General features: G+C 73.4%; 13 protein-coding genes. 10 read left to right on the top strand and 3 right to left on the bottom strand.

Annotation, left to right across the window (positions count from 1 at the left end; genetic code table 11):
* Positions 1 to 19 precede the first annotated feature (19 nt).
* The 8 genes from ACGF0D_RS05525 to ACGF0D_RS05560 all read left to right on the top strand — a co-directional run bounded on the left by ACGF0D_RS05525 (position 20) and on the right by ACGF0D_RS05560 (position 9,456).
* Positions 20 to 1,210, top strand: coding sequence for an ROK family transcriptional regulator (locus ACGF0D_RS05525; protein ID WP_392914069.1), 1,191 nt, complete (start codon positions 20 to 22; stop codon positions 1,208 to 1,210).
* Positions 1,211 to 1,353: 143 nt separating this feature from the next.
* The gene (locus tag ACGF0D_RS05530; RefSeq protein WP_392914070.1) at positions 1,354 to 2,709 is read left to right on the top strand and encodes an ABC transporter substrate-binding protein; all 1,356 of its coding nucleotides are present in this window, start codon (positions 1,354 to 1,356) and stop codon (positions 2,707 to 2,709) included.
* 27 nt (positions 2,710 to 2,736) lie between these two features.
* Positions 2,737 to 3,753 carry a carbohydrate ABC transporter permease gene (locus ACGF0D_RS05535; RefSeq protein WP_392914071.1) on the top strand — a complete coding sequence of 339 codons (1,017 nt, stop codon included), beginning with the start codon at positions 2,737 to 2,739 and terminating at the stop codon, positions 3,751 to 3,753.
* A 20-nt stretch (positions 3,754 to 3,773) separates the two neighbouring features.
* Positions 3,774 to 4,682, top strand: a complete 909-nt coding sequence (locus ACGF0D_RS05540) for a carbohydrate ABC transporter permease (protein WP_392914072.1) — start codon at positions 3,774 to 3,776, stop codon at positions 4,680 to 4,682.
* Complete coding sequence (locus tag ACGF0D_RS05545) at positions 4,682 to 5,971, top strand: 6-phospho-beta-glucosidase (RefSeq protein ID WP_392878632.1); 1,290 nt, start codon at positions 4,682 to 4,684, stop codon at positions 5,969 to 5,971. Before ACGF0D_RS05540 ends, ACGF0D_RS05545 begins: the two co-directional genes overlap by 1 nt.
* Positions 5,972 to 6,143: 172 nt before the next feature.
* Positions 6,144 to 7,163, top strand: a complete 1,020-nt coding sequence (locus ACGF0D_RS05550; RefSeq protein ID WP_392878634.1) for an N-acetylglucosamine kinase — start codon at positions 6,144 to 6,146, stop codon at positions 7,161 to 7,163.
* Positions 7,164 to 7,287: 124 nt separating this feature from the next.
* Complete coding sequence (locus ACGF0D_RS05555) at positions 7,288 to 8,013, top strand: hypothetical protein (protein WP_392914073.1); 726 nt, start codon at positions 7,288 to 7,290, stop codon at positions 8,011 to 8,013.
* 342 nt (positions 8,014 to 8,355) lie between these two features.
* Positions 8,356 to 9,456 (top strand): hypothetical protein, encoded by a 1,101-nt coding sequence (locus tag ACGF0D_RS05560; RefSeq protein WP_392914074.1) that lies wholly within the window; start codon positions 8,356 to 8,358, stop codon positions 9,454 to 9,456.
* Positions 9,457 to 9,530: 74 nt separating this feature from the next.
* Here the strand turns inward: ACGF0D_RS05560 and ACGF0D_RS05565 are convergent, their stop codons facing one another.
* Together ACGF0D_RS05565 and ACGF0D_RS05570 are read right to left on the bottom strand one after the other, a co-directional pair.
* Complete coding sequence (locus ACGF0D_RS05565) at positions 9,531 to 10,187, bottom strand: response regulator (RefSeq protein ID WP_392914075.1); 657 nt, start codon at positions 10,185 to 10,187, stop codon at positions 9,531 to 9,533.
* On the bottom strand, positions 10,184 to 11,467 hold the full coding sequence (locus tag ACGF0D_RS05570) for a sensor histidine kinase (protein ID WP_392914076.1): 1,284 nt from the start codon (positions 11,465 to 11,467) through the stop codon (positions 10,184 to 10,186). The genes ACGF0D_RS05565 and ACGF0D_RS05570 overlap by 4 nt, the downstream gene beginning before the upstream one ends.
* Positions 11,468 to 11,601: 134 nt before the next feature.
* On the opposite strand from ACGF0D_RS05570, the gene ACGF0D_RS05575 reads away from it, so the two are divergent.
* The gene (locus ACGF0D_RS05575) at positions 11,602 to 12,513 is read left to right on the top strand and encodes an ABC transporter ATP-binding protein (protein WP_392914077.1); all 912 of its coding nucleotides are present in this window, start codon (positions 11,602 to 11,604) and stop codon (positions 12,511 to 12,513) included.
* The gene (locus ACGF0D_RS05580; RefSeq protein WP_392914078.1) at positions 12,510 to 13,367 is read left to right on the top strand and encodes an ABC transporter permease; all 858 of its coding nucleotides are present in this window, start codon (positions 12,510 to 12,512) and stop codon (positions 13,365 to 13,367) included. The genes ACGF0D_RS05575 and ACGF0D_RS05580 overlap by 4 nt, the downstream gene beginning before the upstream one ends.
* A 52-nt stretch (positions 13,368 to 13,419) precedes the next feature.
* Here the strand turns inward: ACGF0D_RS05580 and ACGF0D_RS05585 are convergent, their stop codons facing one another.
* A complete protein-coding gene (locus tag ACGF0D_RS05585; RefSeq protein WP_392914079.1) occupies positions 13,420 to 13,983 on the bottom strand; it encodes a DUF4291 domain-containing protein in 564 nt (187 codons plus the stop codon).
* Between the last annotated feature and the right edge of the window lie 189 nt (positions 13,984 to 14,172).

A 14,172-nucleotide genomic window follows, 5' to 3' on the forward strand; every position in this document is an offset into this window, starting at 1 on the left:
GAACGAGGAGGATTCCGGCATGACCAAGAGCACCGCCAAGACCCCCCTCGCCGGCACCCCCAGCCTGCTGCGCGCCATCAACGACCGCGCCGCACTCGAACTGCTGCTGGAGAACGGGCCGCTGTCGCGCACCCAGATCGGCGCCCTCACCGGGCTGTCCAAGCCCACCGCCTCGCAGCTGCTGGCCCGGCTGGAGGCGGCCGGGCTGGTCCTGCCGGTGGGCACCACGGCGGGCGGCCCCGGGCCCAACGCCCGTCTGTACCAGGTGAATCCGGCCGCCGGGTACGTCGCCGGACTGGACGTCACCAACAGTGAGATCCGGGTCGCCGTCGCCGACATCACCGGCACCACGCTGGCCGAGCACGCGGTGCCGACCAAGGGGATCCCGGCGGCCGGGACCGTCCCGGCGGTCGCCGCCGCCGTCGCCGAGGCCGTGCGGGCCGCGGGGATCCCCGAGGGCGCGCTGCGCACCGCGGCGATCGGGGTCGGCGGCGCCCCCGATCCGGTCACCGGCAAGCTGCGCTACGCCTCCCACCTGCCGGGCTGGCACTCGCCGCGGCTGGTCGAGGAGCTGACCGAGGCGATCGGCGCGCCGGTGTCGATCGAGAACGACGTGAACCTGGCCGCCGTCGCCGAGCAGTCCTCGGGCGCCGCGGCCGGCTTCGAGGACTTCGTCCTGCTCTGGGCCGGGGCGGGGGTCGGCGCGGCGATCGTGATCGCCGGGCGGCTGCACCGCGGTTTCACCGGCGGCGCCGGGGAGGTCGGCTACATGCCGCTGCCCGACTCGCCGGTCGAGTGGGACGCCCGCCGCCGCAAGTTCGGCGGGTTCCAGGCCCTGGTCGGCGCACCGGCCGTGCGGGCCCTGGCCCGTGAGCACGGGCTCGGCGCGGCCACCGCGCAGGAGTCCGTCGCCAGGGCGCTGGTCACCCCCGGCACCGGCGACGCCTTCCTCGCCGAGCTGGCCGGGCGGCTCGCCGTCGGGCTGGCGGTGATCGTCGCCGTCGTCGACCCCCAGCTGGTGGTCCTCTCCGGCGTGGTGCCGAGCGCGGGCGGCGAGCGGCTGCGCGCGCTGGTCGAGGACGAGCTGGCCCGGATCTCCATCGCCCGGCCGGAGGTCCGCAGCAGCGGCCTGCCCGGGTCCCCGGTGCTGCTCGGCGCCCTGCAACGTGCCCTGTCCGACGCCCGCGAGGCGGTCTTCTCCACCCACTGACGCACCCACACTGACGCAGCCACCGACGCACCCCACTGACGCTCCCCCTGTCACCTCGCCACCTGCACCCACCTCTCCCCAACCCCCGAACGCGGGACCCGAGGCAACGAGGCCTGCCCGCGCACCCCCAGGAGGATCCCGAAGTGCACGCCACCACGTCCCGCAGAGGCCGTCGCACCATCGCCGCCGTCGCCGGCAGCGCCGTCCTGGCCCTGCTCGCCTCCGCCTGCACCGGTTCCAGCGACGCGGGCGGCAACGACGACTCGGCCAGCGGCAAGGACGTCACCATCACCTTCTGGCACGGCTGGAGCCAGGAGAACGAGGTCAAGGCGATCAACGACAGCATCGCCGCGTTCGAGAAGACCCACCCGAACATCCACGTCAAGGCGGTGGACAGCCTCTCGGACGACAAGGTCAACCAGGCCCTGCGGGCGGGCGGCGCGGACGCGCCGGACGTGGTGTCCTCCTTCACCACCAACAACGTCGGCATGTTCTGCTCGACCAAGGCCTTCGTCGACCTCAAGCCGCTGCTCCAGAAGAGCGGCATCGACCCGGCCAAGACCTTCCCGGCGACGATGCTCGACTACACCCAGTTCCAGGGCAACCAGTGCTCGCTGCCGCTGCTCGGCGACGCGTACGGCCTGTACTACAACAAGAAGGCCTTCGCCGCCGCCGGCATCGCCAACCCGCCGAAGACCTTCAGCGAGTTCGCCGACGCCGCCGCCAAGCTGACCGCCCCCGACGGCGACTCGTACAAGCAGCTGGGCTTCATGCCGCTGTACCACGGCTACGAGTCCACCACCGAGCACTACCTCGGCCAGTACGGCGCGAGCTACTTCGGCTCCGACGGCAAGTCGAACCTCGCCACCGACCCGAAGGTCGCCGCGATGCTCACGTGGCAGAAGGGCATGGTCGACCAGCTCGGCGGCTACGCCAAGCTGGAGAAGTACCGCGCCACCTTCGGTGAGGAGTTCAGCGCCAAGAACCCCTTCAACACCGGCCAGGTCGCGATGATCATGGACGGCGAGTGGCGCACCGCCTCGCTCGCCAAGGACAAGCCCGACTTCGAGTGGGCCACCGCCGCCTTCCCCGTCCCGGACGACCAGGCCGACACCTACGGCCGCGGCTACCAGACCGGCACCATCGTCGGCATCGCCGGCACCAGCAAGAAGCAGGCCGCCGCCTGGGAGTTCGTCAAGTACCTGACCACGGACACCGAAGCGGTGGTGAACTTCGCCAACGCGATCCACAACGTGCCGAGCACCTTCGCCGCGCTCGACTCGCCGAAGCTGGTCAGCGACGCGAACTTCAAGACCTTCCTGGACGTCGCCAAGAACGCCCACTCCAGCACCACCCCGCCGGCCGTCAACGGCGGCTCCTACATCACCACCCTGCAGAACCTCGGCTACGACTACGAGTCCGGCAAGCAGGGCGACCTCGCCGCGGGCCTGGCCGCCACGGCCAAGCAGATCGACACCGACATCGCCCAGGCCAAGTAAGGGCCGGGAACGGTCCACGGAGCTCCCATGTCACTCGCGTTCGGCACCCGCAAGGGCAACGGCGACCAGGCCGACGCGGGACCGACCGGCCCGGCGGCGCCCTCCACGCAGCACCTGCTGCGCCGGAAGCGCCGCCGGGCGGCGGCCCGCACCCTCGCCTTCCTCTCCCCCTGGCTGATCGGGTTCAGCGTCTTCTTCGTCTACCCGCTGGTCTCCACCGTCTACTTCTCCTTCACCTCCTACAACGGCTTCGGCAGCCCGACCTTCAGCGGCCTGAAGAACTGGGACTACGTCTTCAACCACCTGCCGACCTTCTGGCAGGGCCTGCGCAACACCCTGTGGCTGGTCGTCGTGATGGTGAGCCTGCGGGTCGCCTTCGGCCTGGGCATCGGGATGCTCATCACCAAGGTGAAGACCGGCGCCGGCTTCTTCCGCACCGCGTTCTACCTGCCGTACCTGGCCCCGCCGGTGGCCGCGACCGTCGCCTTCGCCTTCCTGTTCAACCCCGGCACCGGCCCGGTCAACCACCTGCTGGGCGAGCTCGGCCTGCCGCAGCCCGGCTGGTTCGCCTCCGAGGACTGGTCCAAGCCCGCGCTCACCCTGCTCGCCATGTGGGGCGTCGGCGACCTGATGGTCATCTTCATGGCCTCGTTGCTGGACGTCCCCAAGGAGCAGTACGAGGCGGCCGAGCTGGACGGCGCCGGCCCCTTCCAGCGGTTCCGGTACGTCACCCTGCCGAACATCTCGCCGATCATCATGTTCGCGGTGGTCACCGGGGTGATCCAGACCATGCAGTACTACACCCAGGCGATCGTCGCCGGGAAGGTCGCCAGCGGCATCGCGGGGGGCTCCGGCCAGCAGTTCGAGCCCGGCTACCCCGGCGGCTCCACCTGGACCCTGCCGCAGATGGTCTACAAGCTCGGCTTCCAGACCTACAACTACGGCGCGGCCTGCGTCGTCGCCGTGGTGCTGTTCGCCATCTCGATGGCCGTCACCTCGATCCTGCTCCGCCGCCGCTCCGGCTTCATGGCGAGCGACGACTAGCGGCCCGGGAGGACCCGATCATGACCCTTGGCACCACACTCACCAAGGGGCCGGCCACGGCCGTCCCCAACCGGTCCGGCGGCCCCGCCGCCCGGGCCGCCCGGCGCCGCGCGTTCCTCAACTGGGTGGCCGTGCACACGGTGGCGATCGCCGCCGCGCTGTTCTTCCTGCTGCCCTTCGTGTTCGTCTTCCTCACCTCGGTGATGTCGGACGGGCAGGCGCTCACCACCGACTACTGGCCGACCGACTGGAACTGGGGCAACTACGGCAAGGTCTGGGACACGCCCGGCTTCCTCACCTGGTGGCGCAACACCCTGCTGTACGCCGGTCTCGGCACCCTGCTGACCGTGGTCTCCAGCCTCCCGGTGGCCTACGCGCTCGCCAAGTTCCGCTTCCGCGGCCGCAACCTGGCGCTGATGGCGGTCATCGCGATGATGATGCTGCCCCCGCAGGTCACCGTCATCCCGATGTTCCTGTTCTGGTCCAAGCAGATGGGCATGGACGGCTCGCTGTGGCCGCTGATCATCCCGATGGCCTTCGGCGACGCGTTCTCCATCTTCCTGCTGCGCCAGTTCCTGATGACCATCCCCAAGGAGTACCTCGAGGCCGCCCGGGTGGACGGCTGCGGTGACCTGCGCACCCTGCTGCGGGTGGTCCTGCCGATGGCCAAGCCGGCCATCGCGGCGGTCGCGCTGTTCCAGTTCTTCTACTGCTGGAACGACTACTTCGGCCCGCAGATCTACGCCAGCAACAACCACCAGGCCTGGACCCTCAGTTACGGACTGGAGTCCTTCAAGGCCGCGCACCACACCAACTGGAACCTCACCATGGCCGCCACCCTGCTGGTGATGGCGCCGGTGATCGTCCTCTTCTTCTTCGCTCAGAAGGCCTTCATCGAAGGCGTGACACTGACAGGGGTCAAGGGCTGATGTCCGCACTGAAGTTGGCAATCGTCGGCGGGGGTTCGACGTACACCCCGGAGCTGATCGACGGCTTCGCCCGGCTGCGCGACTCCCTGCCGATCGGCGAGCTGGTGCTGATCGACCCGGCGGCCGAGCGCCTGGAGCTGATCGGCGGCCTCGCCCGGCGGATCTTCGCGAAGCAGGGGCACAGCGCCGTCGTCACCGTCACCACGGACCTGGCGGCGGGCGTCGCCGGCGCCGACGCCGTACTGCTCCAGCTGCGCGTCGGCGGGCAGGCGGCGCGCAACCAGGACGAGACCTGGCCGCTGGAGTGCGGCTGCGTCGGGCAGGAGACCACCGGCGCCGGCGGGCTCGCCAAGGCGCTGCGCACCGTTCCGGTGGTGCTGGACATCGCCGAGCAGGTGCGCCGGACCAACCCGGACGCCTGGATCGTGGACTTCACCAACCCGGTCGGCATCGTCACCCGCGCCCTGCAGACCGCCGGCCACAAGGCCGTCGGGCTGTGCAACGTCGCGATCGGCTTCCAGCGCAAGTTCGCCGGGCACCTGGGTGTGGACCCGGAGCTGGTCCGGCTCGACCACGTCGGGCTCAACCACCTGACCTGGGAGCGCGGGGTGACCCTGCTGGACGCCCCGGGCGCCGCGGGCGGGCGCGAGGTGCTCCCCGAGCTGCTGGCCTCGCACGGCAAGGAGATCGCCGAGGACCTCCACCTGCCGCAGGCCGTGATCGAGCGGCTCGGCGTGGTGCCGTCCTACTACCTGCGGTACTTCTACCAGCACGACGCGGTGGTGGCGGAGCTGAAGGAGCAGGGCTCGCGGGCCGCGCAGGTGGCCGAGATCGAGCGGCAGCTGCTGGAGCTGTACGCCGACCCGGCCCTGGACACCAAGCCCGAGCTGCTCGGCAAGCGCGGCGGCGCCTTCTACTCGGAGGCCGCCGTCCAGCTGATCGCCGCGCTGCTCGGCACCGGCGGCGGGACCTCCGTGCAGGTGGTGAACACCCGCAACGACGGCGTGCTGCCCTTCCTGCCGGACGACGCCGTGATCGAGGTCCCGGCGGAGGTGGACGCGCGGGGCGTGCGCCCGCTGCCGCAGCGGCCCGTCGAGCCGCTGTACGCCGGCCTGATCGCCGCCGTCACCTCGTACGAGCACCTCGCCCTGGACGCCGCCCTGCGCGGCGGCCGCGACCGGGTCTTCGACGCCCTGCTCGCCCACCCGCTGGTCGGCCAGATCGAACTCGCCGACCAGCTCACGGACCGGCTGCTCGCCCACAACCGCGAGCACCTCGCCTGGGCCTGACCTGCGCCCGCCGGCTGCCCGCCCGCCGGCCCGAGAAGGCCGCGGGCGGGCGCCGCGAGGAGACCGTCCACCCCCGGCCGGGGACCCTTCGGCCGGGCTCCCCGGCCGCGACCACGGCCGGGCACCCGGCCGACGACCACGGCCCGGGCCACGTACGAGCCGCGGGGACCTGATGACCCACCAGCCCGAACCACTCCTGCCCGGCGTCCTCGCCATAGACGCGGGGAACTCCAAGACCGACGTCGCCCTGATCGGCGCGGACGGCAGCATCCTCGGCACCGCCCGCGGCGGCGGCTTCGCACCGCAGAAGATCGGCGGCGCCGCGGCGGTCGCCGGCCTGGCCCCGCTGGTCGAGCAGGCCGCCGCCGCGGCCGGCCACCCGGCCTGGAGCGGCGTGCTCACCAGCCACGTCAGCGCCTGCCTGGCCAACGCCGACCTGCCGGTCGAGGAGGAGGCCCTGCGCGTGGCGCTGGAGTCCCACCCCTGGGGGGCCGGCAACACCGTCGTCAACGACACCTTCGGCCTGCTGCGGGCCGGCACCGACGGCCCGCTCGGGGTCGCGGTGGTCTGCGGCGCCGGGATCAACTGCGTCGGCCTGCTGCCGGACGGCCGCACCGCCCGCTTCCCCGCCCTCGGCGAACTCACCGGCGACTGGGGCGGCGGCTCCGGGCTCGCCGTCGCCAGCATGTGGCACGCCGTCCGCGCGGAGGACGGGCGCGGCGGCCCGACCGGGCTCGCCCGGGCCATCGCCGAGCACTTCGGCCTGCCCAGCGCCGGCGCCGTCGCCGAGGCCGTCCATCTCGGGCACCTGCCGAACGCCCGGCTGCACGAGATCACCCGGGTGCTGTTCGCCGTCGCGGGCGAGGGCGACGCGGTGGCGCTGAAGCTGATCGACCGCCAGGCCGACGAGATCGTCCGGCTCGCGGTGGTGGCGCTCCGGCGCCTGCAGCTGCTGGACACCCCGGCCCCGGTGGTGCTGGGCGGCGGCGTGCTCGCCTCCCGGCAACCGCTGCTGCTGGACAACCTGACCGCCCGGCTCGCCGAGGCCGCGCCGCTGGCCGAGCCGCGGGTCGTCGTCGCCCCGCCGGTGCTGGGCGCGGCGCTGCTCGGCCTGGACCACCTGGCGGCGGGCGCCGAGGCGCAGGCCCGGGTGCGGGAGGCGTACGAGGCGGGCCGGCCGGTCGCGGTCTGACACCCGCTCAACAGCTTCCCTCCCCCGCCGGATCCGCACATCCGACGGGGGAGGGAACCGCGGTCCCGGCCCCGGCGTGTCAGGTGATTACCGACCACCGCCACCGCCCGGGGAGACTGGTGCCATGGCCACGCCCCGCATGCTCCTCGCCGCCGCCCTGCTGGTCTGCGGCACCGCCGCCGCCCTCACCGGCTGCACGCCCGCCGACTCCGGCTCCACGGTGGCCGCCGCCTCCGCCGCCGCGCTGGCCGACGAGGGCGCGGACGACCTGCTGGACGAGGACGACGGGTTCCTCTTCGAGGAGGACGACGAGGAGGCCTACTCGCCCGCGGCCGGCCCGGTCGGGGGTGCCTCCTCCGCCTCCGCCGCCTCTCCCGACGGGGCCTCCGGTGGGGCCTCCGCCGCTTCGTCCGCCGCTTCGTCCGCCACTTCGTCCGCCGCGACCTCCGCCGTGGCCGAGTGCGCCGTGCCCACCGAACGCCCCGGCCACCAGGTCCTGCTCGTCGTCGCCGCCGGCCCGGCCGAACTCACCGCCGGCCCGGCCCGCTTCAGCTGCGGCTCCGCCCGCTACGAGCCCGCCGGCAGCCCCGTCCACTACGGCTTCGCGGCGGCGGGCGTGACGGCGACCCTCGTCGACGGCCCGCACGACGGCCCGCACGACGCCCCGCACGACGCCCCGGCCGCGGCCGTCCCCCTCGACGAGCTGATCGCCCACCTCGACGACTGCCTCGCCGAGCGCGAGCCGGCCGAACCGTACGGCTGCCACGGCAACGCCTACGACGTCGTACTGGACTCCCACGGCCGGATCATGCGGATCGCCGAGGTCGGAGGCCCCTCGGGCACGCCCTGACGGCGCTCCGCCGGCCCATACGGTGTAGAGCCGCCTCTCAACTGTTGGTATTCCGCTGCGCTACGCGCATCGACCGGGCCGCAACAGGGGGCTTTTGACGTTCTATACGTCCACGCGGGCCTTCCTTGGGGCTGGTCTTACCTTCTCCGTCGTTGACCCGGTTTCGGCGCCGATGCTTTGCTTCCGGCCTCGGCGGTGACCGGCCTCCGATCCCCACGCCACTGACGGTCCTTGGCGGACCGTCGGCTCGCCGGCCTGCCGCCGTCGCTCCTCCCACGTCGTCCCCCACAGTGCCGTCGCGCCGTACCCGGGCGCGGCCGACACCAGAGAGGAACCCTCACGATGGGCATCTCCACCACCTCCCGCCGGATGCGGCTGCGGGCCCTGACCGGGCTCAGTGCCCTCGCGCTGGCCGCCGCCGGCTTCGCCGCCGCCCCGGCCGCCCAGGCCGCCCAGGACGACCGGCCGGCCGGTGAGTTCGCCGGACAGCCGCACCCCTACCGGCACGGCGCGCACCCGACCAAGGAGGCCGGCAACTCGGCCAAGCCGGCGGCCGCCAACCTCCACTACGGCGGCGGCGTGGACGGCATCGGCGTCACCACCGGCGCGCCGAAGGTCTACCTGATCTTCTGGGGCTCCCAGTGGGGCACCCAGGGCACCAACTCCGCCGGCTACACCACGCTGTCGGGCGACCCGAAGGGCGAGGCCGTCCGGGCGCAGCAGCTGTTCAAGGGCCTCGGCACCAACAACGAGACCTGGTCCGGCGTCATGACCCAGTACTGCGAGGGCGTCGCCGCGGGCGCGACCAGCTGCCCGACCGGATCCACCCACGTCGGCTACCCGACCGGCGGCGCGCTGGCCGGCGTCTGGGTCGACGAGTCCGCCGCCGCGCCGAGCCAGGCCAGCGGCTTCCAGCTGGCCTCCGAGGCCGTGAAGGCCGCCGGGCACTTCGGCAACACCACCGCCGCCTCCAACCGCAACGCGCAGTACGTGGTGCTGTCGCCGACCGGCACCCACCCGGACGGCTTCAACACCCCGAACGGCGGCTTCTGCGCCTGGCACGACTACAACGGCGACACCACCCTGTCCGGCGGCGCCGCCCCCTCCCCGTACGGTGACGTGGCGTTCACCAACGACCCGTACGTGACCGACATGGGCACCTCCTGCGGCCAGAACTACGTCAACAGCGGCAGCGCGGGCACCCTGGACGGCGTGACCATCGTGTACGGCCACGAGTACTCGGAGACCATCACCGACCAGAACCCGGCGGGCGGCTGGACCGACTCGACCGGCTACGAGAACGCCGACAAGTGCTCCTGGAACGGCGTCGGCGGGACGGGCGGCGCGCAGAACATCACGTTCGCGACGGGCTCCTTCGCCATGCAGGGCACCTGGTCTAACGGCGTCAGCGGGTGCCAGGTCTCGCACGCGATCGTGCACTGACGACGCTGAGATCCTGAGCGCCGGAGATCCGGAGCGCCGGGGTGGGCCGTACGGGCCCGCCCCGGCGCTTGCCGTCACGGGGCGACCAGGCCGAACTCGTAGGCCTGGATGACCAGATGGACCCGGTCGCGGGCACCGAGCTTGGTGAACAGCCGGGCGACGTGGGCCTTGGCGGTGGCCACGCTGATGGTGAGCTCCGCGGCGATCTCGGCGTTGGACAGGCCCCGGCCGACCAGGGTGAGCACCTCGCGCTCGCGCTCGGTGACGGCCTCGGCGACGGGCCTGCGGGGCCGGGCCGGGCCCTGCGGGCGGGCGGCGAACTCGCCGATCAGCCGACGGGTGATGCCGGGGGCCAGCAGGGCGTCCCCGGCGGCGACCACCCGGATGCCGTCCAGGATGGTCTCCAGGGAGAGGTCCTTGACCAGGAAGCCGCTCGCCCCGGCGCGCAGCGCGCCGTACACGTAGTCGTCGTCGTCGAAGGTGGTGAGGACGAGGACGTGGGTGGGCAGGTCCGGGTCGGCGGTGATCCGGCGGGTGGCCTCGATGCCGTCCGTGCCTGGCATCCGGATGTCCATGACGGCGACGTCGGGGCACAGCCGGGCCACCAGTTCGACGGCCTCGGCGCCGTCGCCGGCCTCGCCGACCACCTCCAGGTCGGGGGCGTCGGCGATCAGCACCCGCAGGCCGGTGCGGATGAGCGGCTGGTCGTCGGCCAGGACGACGCGGATCACGGCGCCACCTCCAGGGCGGTCTCGGCGGGGGTCTCGGCGGGGGTCTCGGCGGGCCTCTCAGCGGGGGTCCCGCCGCGGGTCTCGGGCGTCCCACCGGGCGCCTCGGCGGGCACCTGCTCGGGGAGCGGCAGTCGGGCGGCGACCAGGAAGCCGCCCCCGGAGCGCGGGCCGGCGCTGAACTCGCCGTGCAGCAGGGCGACCCGCTCGCGCATGCCGGCCAGGCCGTAGCCGCTGCCGGGGGTCGTGGTGGGCACCCCGGCGCCCTGGTCGACGACGGTGACGGCGAGTTCCCGGGATCCGTACTCGACGGTGACGTGGCAGTCGCGGGTGCCGGCGTGCTTGACCACGTTGGTGACCGCCTCCTGGACGATCCGGTAGGCGGCCAGGTCCACCTCGGGCGGCAGGGTACGGGCCGCGCCGCGCCGGGTGAGCGCCACCCGCACCCCGGCGCCCGCCGCCCTCGCGACCAGCCGGTCCAACTCGCCCAGCCCGGGCGCGACTTCGAGTGGCGCGGACTCCCCCTCGCCCTCCCGCAGCGCGCCGAGCATCCGGCGCAGCCCGGCCAGGGTCTCCCGGCTGGTGGCCTCGATCGCGGTGAGCGCGTTGCGGGTCTCGGCGGGCTGGGTGTCCATGACCCGGCTGCCCATGCCGGCCTGGATCGCGATGATGCCGATGTTGTGGGCCACCATGTCGTGCAACTCGCGGGCGATCCGCAGCCGTTCGGCGGTGATGGCCTGCTCGGCGGCCCGGCCGCGCAGCGCCTCGGTGTGGGCGCGGCCCTGGTGCACGGTGTTGCCGACCAGCCAGGCGATCAGCACGGTCGCGGCGAAGCCCGCGTAGGCGAGCGGGTTGACGGGGTAGCCCTCGACGGCGCCCCAGGCCAGCAGTCCGGCGAGGGTGGCGAGCGGCAGGGCCAGGGCGCTCAGCGAGACCCGCCGGGAGCGGGTGGCCGCGCAGTAGCCGACCACCGAGTCGGCGATCAGGAACTGGAGCGGCCCGGTCTCCGGGACGCCCCACATCCCGAACGCGAAGACGGCACCCGCGAGCGCCACCGCGATGGCCAGCAGCGGCAGCCGGACCAGCAGCGCCGCGACCAGGGTGGTGACCACCGCGGTGACCACCAGTGGCATGTCCTCGGGGTTGCCGTGGTAGTCGAACAGGTGGCGCAGCTCGTCCTCGCGCGTGAAGAACCGGAACACCACCAGGGACGTCCACAGCGCACCCACCCACACGCCCGCGGGCAGGCGCCTGAGCAGCGGCGGACGGTGTTCGGTGATCATGACGCGATGGTAGCGGCGGGCCGGGAGACGGCACATCGGCCCGGGGGCGTAATCCCCGGGGCCAGTGCGGTGGCCCGCGGTTGTGTCCCGCGGCCCGATGTCCGGGGCGGGGCGCGGGCGGCAGCGTTGTCGCCGTGATCGAGATCGAGCGACTGACCAAGCGGTACGGCGCCACCACGGCCGTCGACCGGCTGACCTTCACCGTACGACCGGGTACGGTGACCGGCTTCCTCGGCCCCAACGGTGCCGGCAAGTCCACCACCCTGCGGATGATCCTGGGCCTCAACGCCCCCACCGCGGGCACCGTCACCGTGGCCGGGGTGCCCTTCGCCGGCCTACCGCGCGGCCTGCGGCACGTCGGCGCCCTGCTGGACGCGGGCGACGTGCACGGCGGACGCAGCGCCCGGGCGCACCTGTCGGCGCTGGCCAGGAGCAACCGCATCCCGCTCGGGCGGGTGGACGAGGTGCTGGCCGAGGTCGGCCTCGGCAAGGCCGCCGGGCGGCGGATCGGCGGCTACTCGCTGGGCATGAAGCAGCGCCTGGGCATCGCCGGCGCGCTGCTCGGCGACCCTCCGGTGCTGCTGTTCGACGAGCCGCTGAACGGGCTGGACCCGGAGGGCGTGCTCTGGGTGCGCGGGCTGTTCCGGCGGCTCGCGGACGAGGGGCGCACGGTGTTCGTCTCCAGCCACATGATGGCGGAGATGGAACACACCGCGGACCGGCTGGTGGTGATCGGCCGCGGCCGCCTCATCGCGGACGAGGGCCTGGCGGATTTCTCGGCCCGCGACGCGGCCTCCTCGGTGGCCGTACGGGCACCCGAACTCCCCTCGCTGGCCGAGGCGTTGCGCGCCGAGGGAGCGGAAGTACGGCTGACGGAGCCGCGGTTCGGGATCGTCACGGGGATGCCGGCCGCGCGGATCGGCGAACTCGCGCTGCGGCACGGCGTGGTGCTGCACGAACTGGCCGCCCGGACGTCGTCGCTGGAGTCGGCGTTCATGTCCCTGACCGCCGACAGTGTCGAGTACCCGGCTGGAGACGCCCGATGAGCACCACGACCCCTGGCCGCACCGCCGGTTCCACCGCGGACCCGGCGCCGCGTTTCCTCGACCTGCTCGCCGCCGAGTGGATCAAGCTGCGCTCGCTGCGCTCCACCTACTGGGTGCTGGCGCTGGCCTCGCTGGTGGCGATCGCGGTCGACGTGAACGCCGTCCACACCGACCTGACGTACATCGACCACCCGCCGCCGCGGATGCCCGGCCAGCCGCCGTACACGTACGACCCGCTGTTCCACGGCCTCAGCGGCATCGCGAGCGACCTGATGGCAATCGCGGCCGGCAGCCTCGGGGCGATCACCGTGTTCGGCGAGTACACCACCGGCCTGATCCGCACCACCTTCGCCGCCGTGCCGGACCGGCGTGCCGTGATCGCGGCCAAGGTGCTGCTGATCGGCGGGATCACCGCGCTCGCCGGGCTGGTGGTCTCGACGGTGTCCTTCTTCACCGTCAACGCGATGCTGGCCTCCCGGCACGTCGGCCTCTCCATCACCGACGACGGCTGCCTGCGGGCCGTGCTCGGCTTCGCGGCGATCGTGCCGGTCTGCGCGCTGATCGGGATGGCGCTGGGCGCGCTGCTGCGGCACGCCACCGCCTCGATCGTCTCGCTGGTGCTGGTGCTGTTCATCCTGCCGATGCTGTTCGGCGGGGACCGCTACCGGTGGCTGAAGGAGATCGGCACCCACCTGCCGACGGCCACCGTGCAGCGGCTCACCATCAACCCCGCCTCCACGGCCACGATGGGGAAGTACGCGCCGAGCGTGCTGGACTCGTGGATCACCATGGGGGCGTGGGGCGTGGCCGCGGTGGTGGTGACGGTGGCCGTGGTGCGGCGCCGGGACGTGTGAATCCGCCTGCTTGGCCCGGGTCGAGGCCTGCTTGGCCAAGGCCGAGCCGCCCTCAGCCCAGGCCGAGCCGCCGCGCGGTCGCGGCGGGCAGCCGGTACGGGCGCTCGGGCGGCAGCAGCCGCTGCGCCTTCGCCGCCTGCCCGCCGTGGACCAGCGCGGCGATCCGCCGCACCTGCGGGGTGAGGTCGGTGAGCCCGACGACCCACTCCTCGGCGTAGGCGCGGATCAGCCCACGGCCGATGCCCACCTGGATGCTGTAGTGGTTCAGCGCCGCCCCGCGCAGCGACCGCTCCGGGTCCCACTGCACGTGGACCTCGGCGCGGGCCACCTCGTCCGGGTGCGCGGTGGTCAGGACGGCGCGGGCGAGCGCCTCCTCCCAGCCCTCCCGGGTGATCCGGACGGCCAGCACCCTGGTCTGGCCGGACTTCTGCGCCCAGTTGCCGCAGTGCATCAGCCAGCGGAACGAGGGCTTGATCCACGTCATCCGGTGGAAGCCGAACGGCGCCACGAACCGGCCCGCCGCCAGCGCCGCGTCGGCGACGGCCGGCGGGTAGGCCTGGTAGAGCACGATCGTCCGCTCGTCGTGGTCGGCGCGGATCTCCCGCAGCACGGTCATCCCCCGGCACCCCCTTCGCCTCGCCGGCCCCTCCCCCGGCACGCTGCCAGCGCGGGGCGGGGCGGCACAACGGGATTACGGGGCGGCATGGGAGGCTGCCGGGCGGTGCGAGGGGCGCCGGGCGACGCAGGGGCTGCCGGGCGGTGCGGGGTGCGGGGCGCGCTGCCGCGCGATGGGGACCGCCAGCGG

Origin of the sequence: Kitasatospora sp. NPDC048298, assembly GCF_043201465.1 — a bacterium.
GTDB lineage: Bacteria > Actinomycetota > Actinomycetes > Streptomycetales > Streptomycetaceae > Kitasatospora.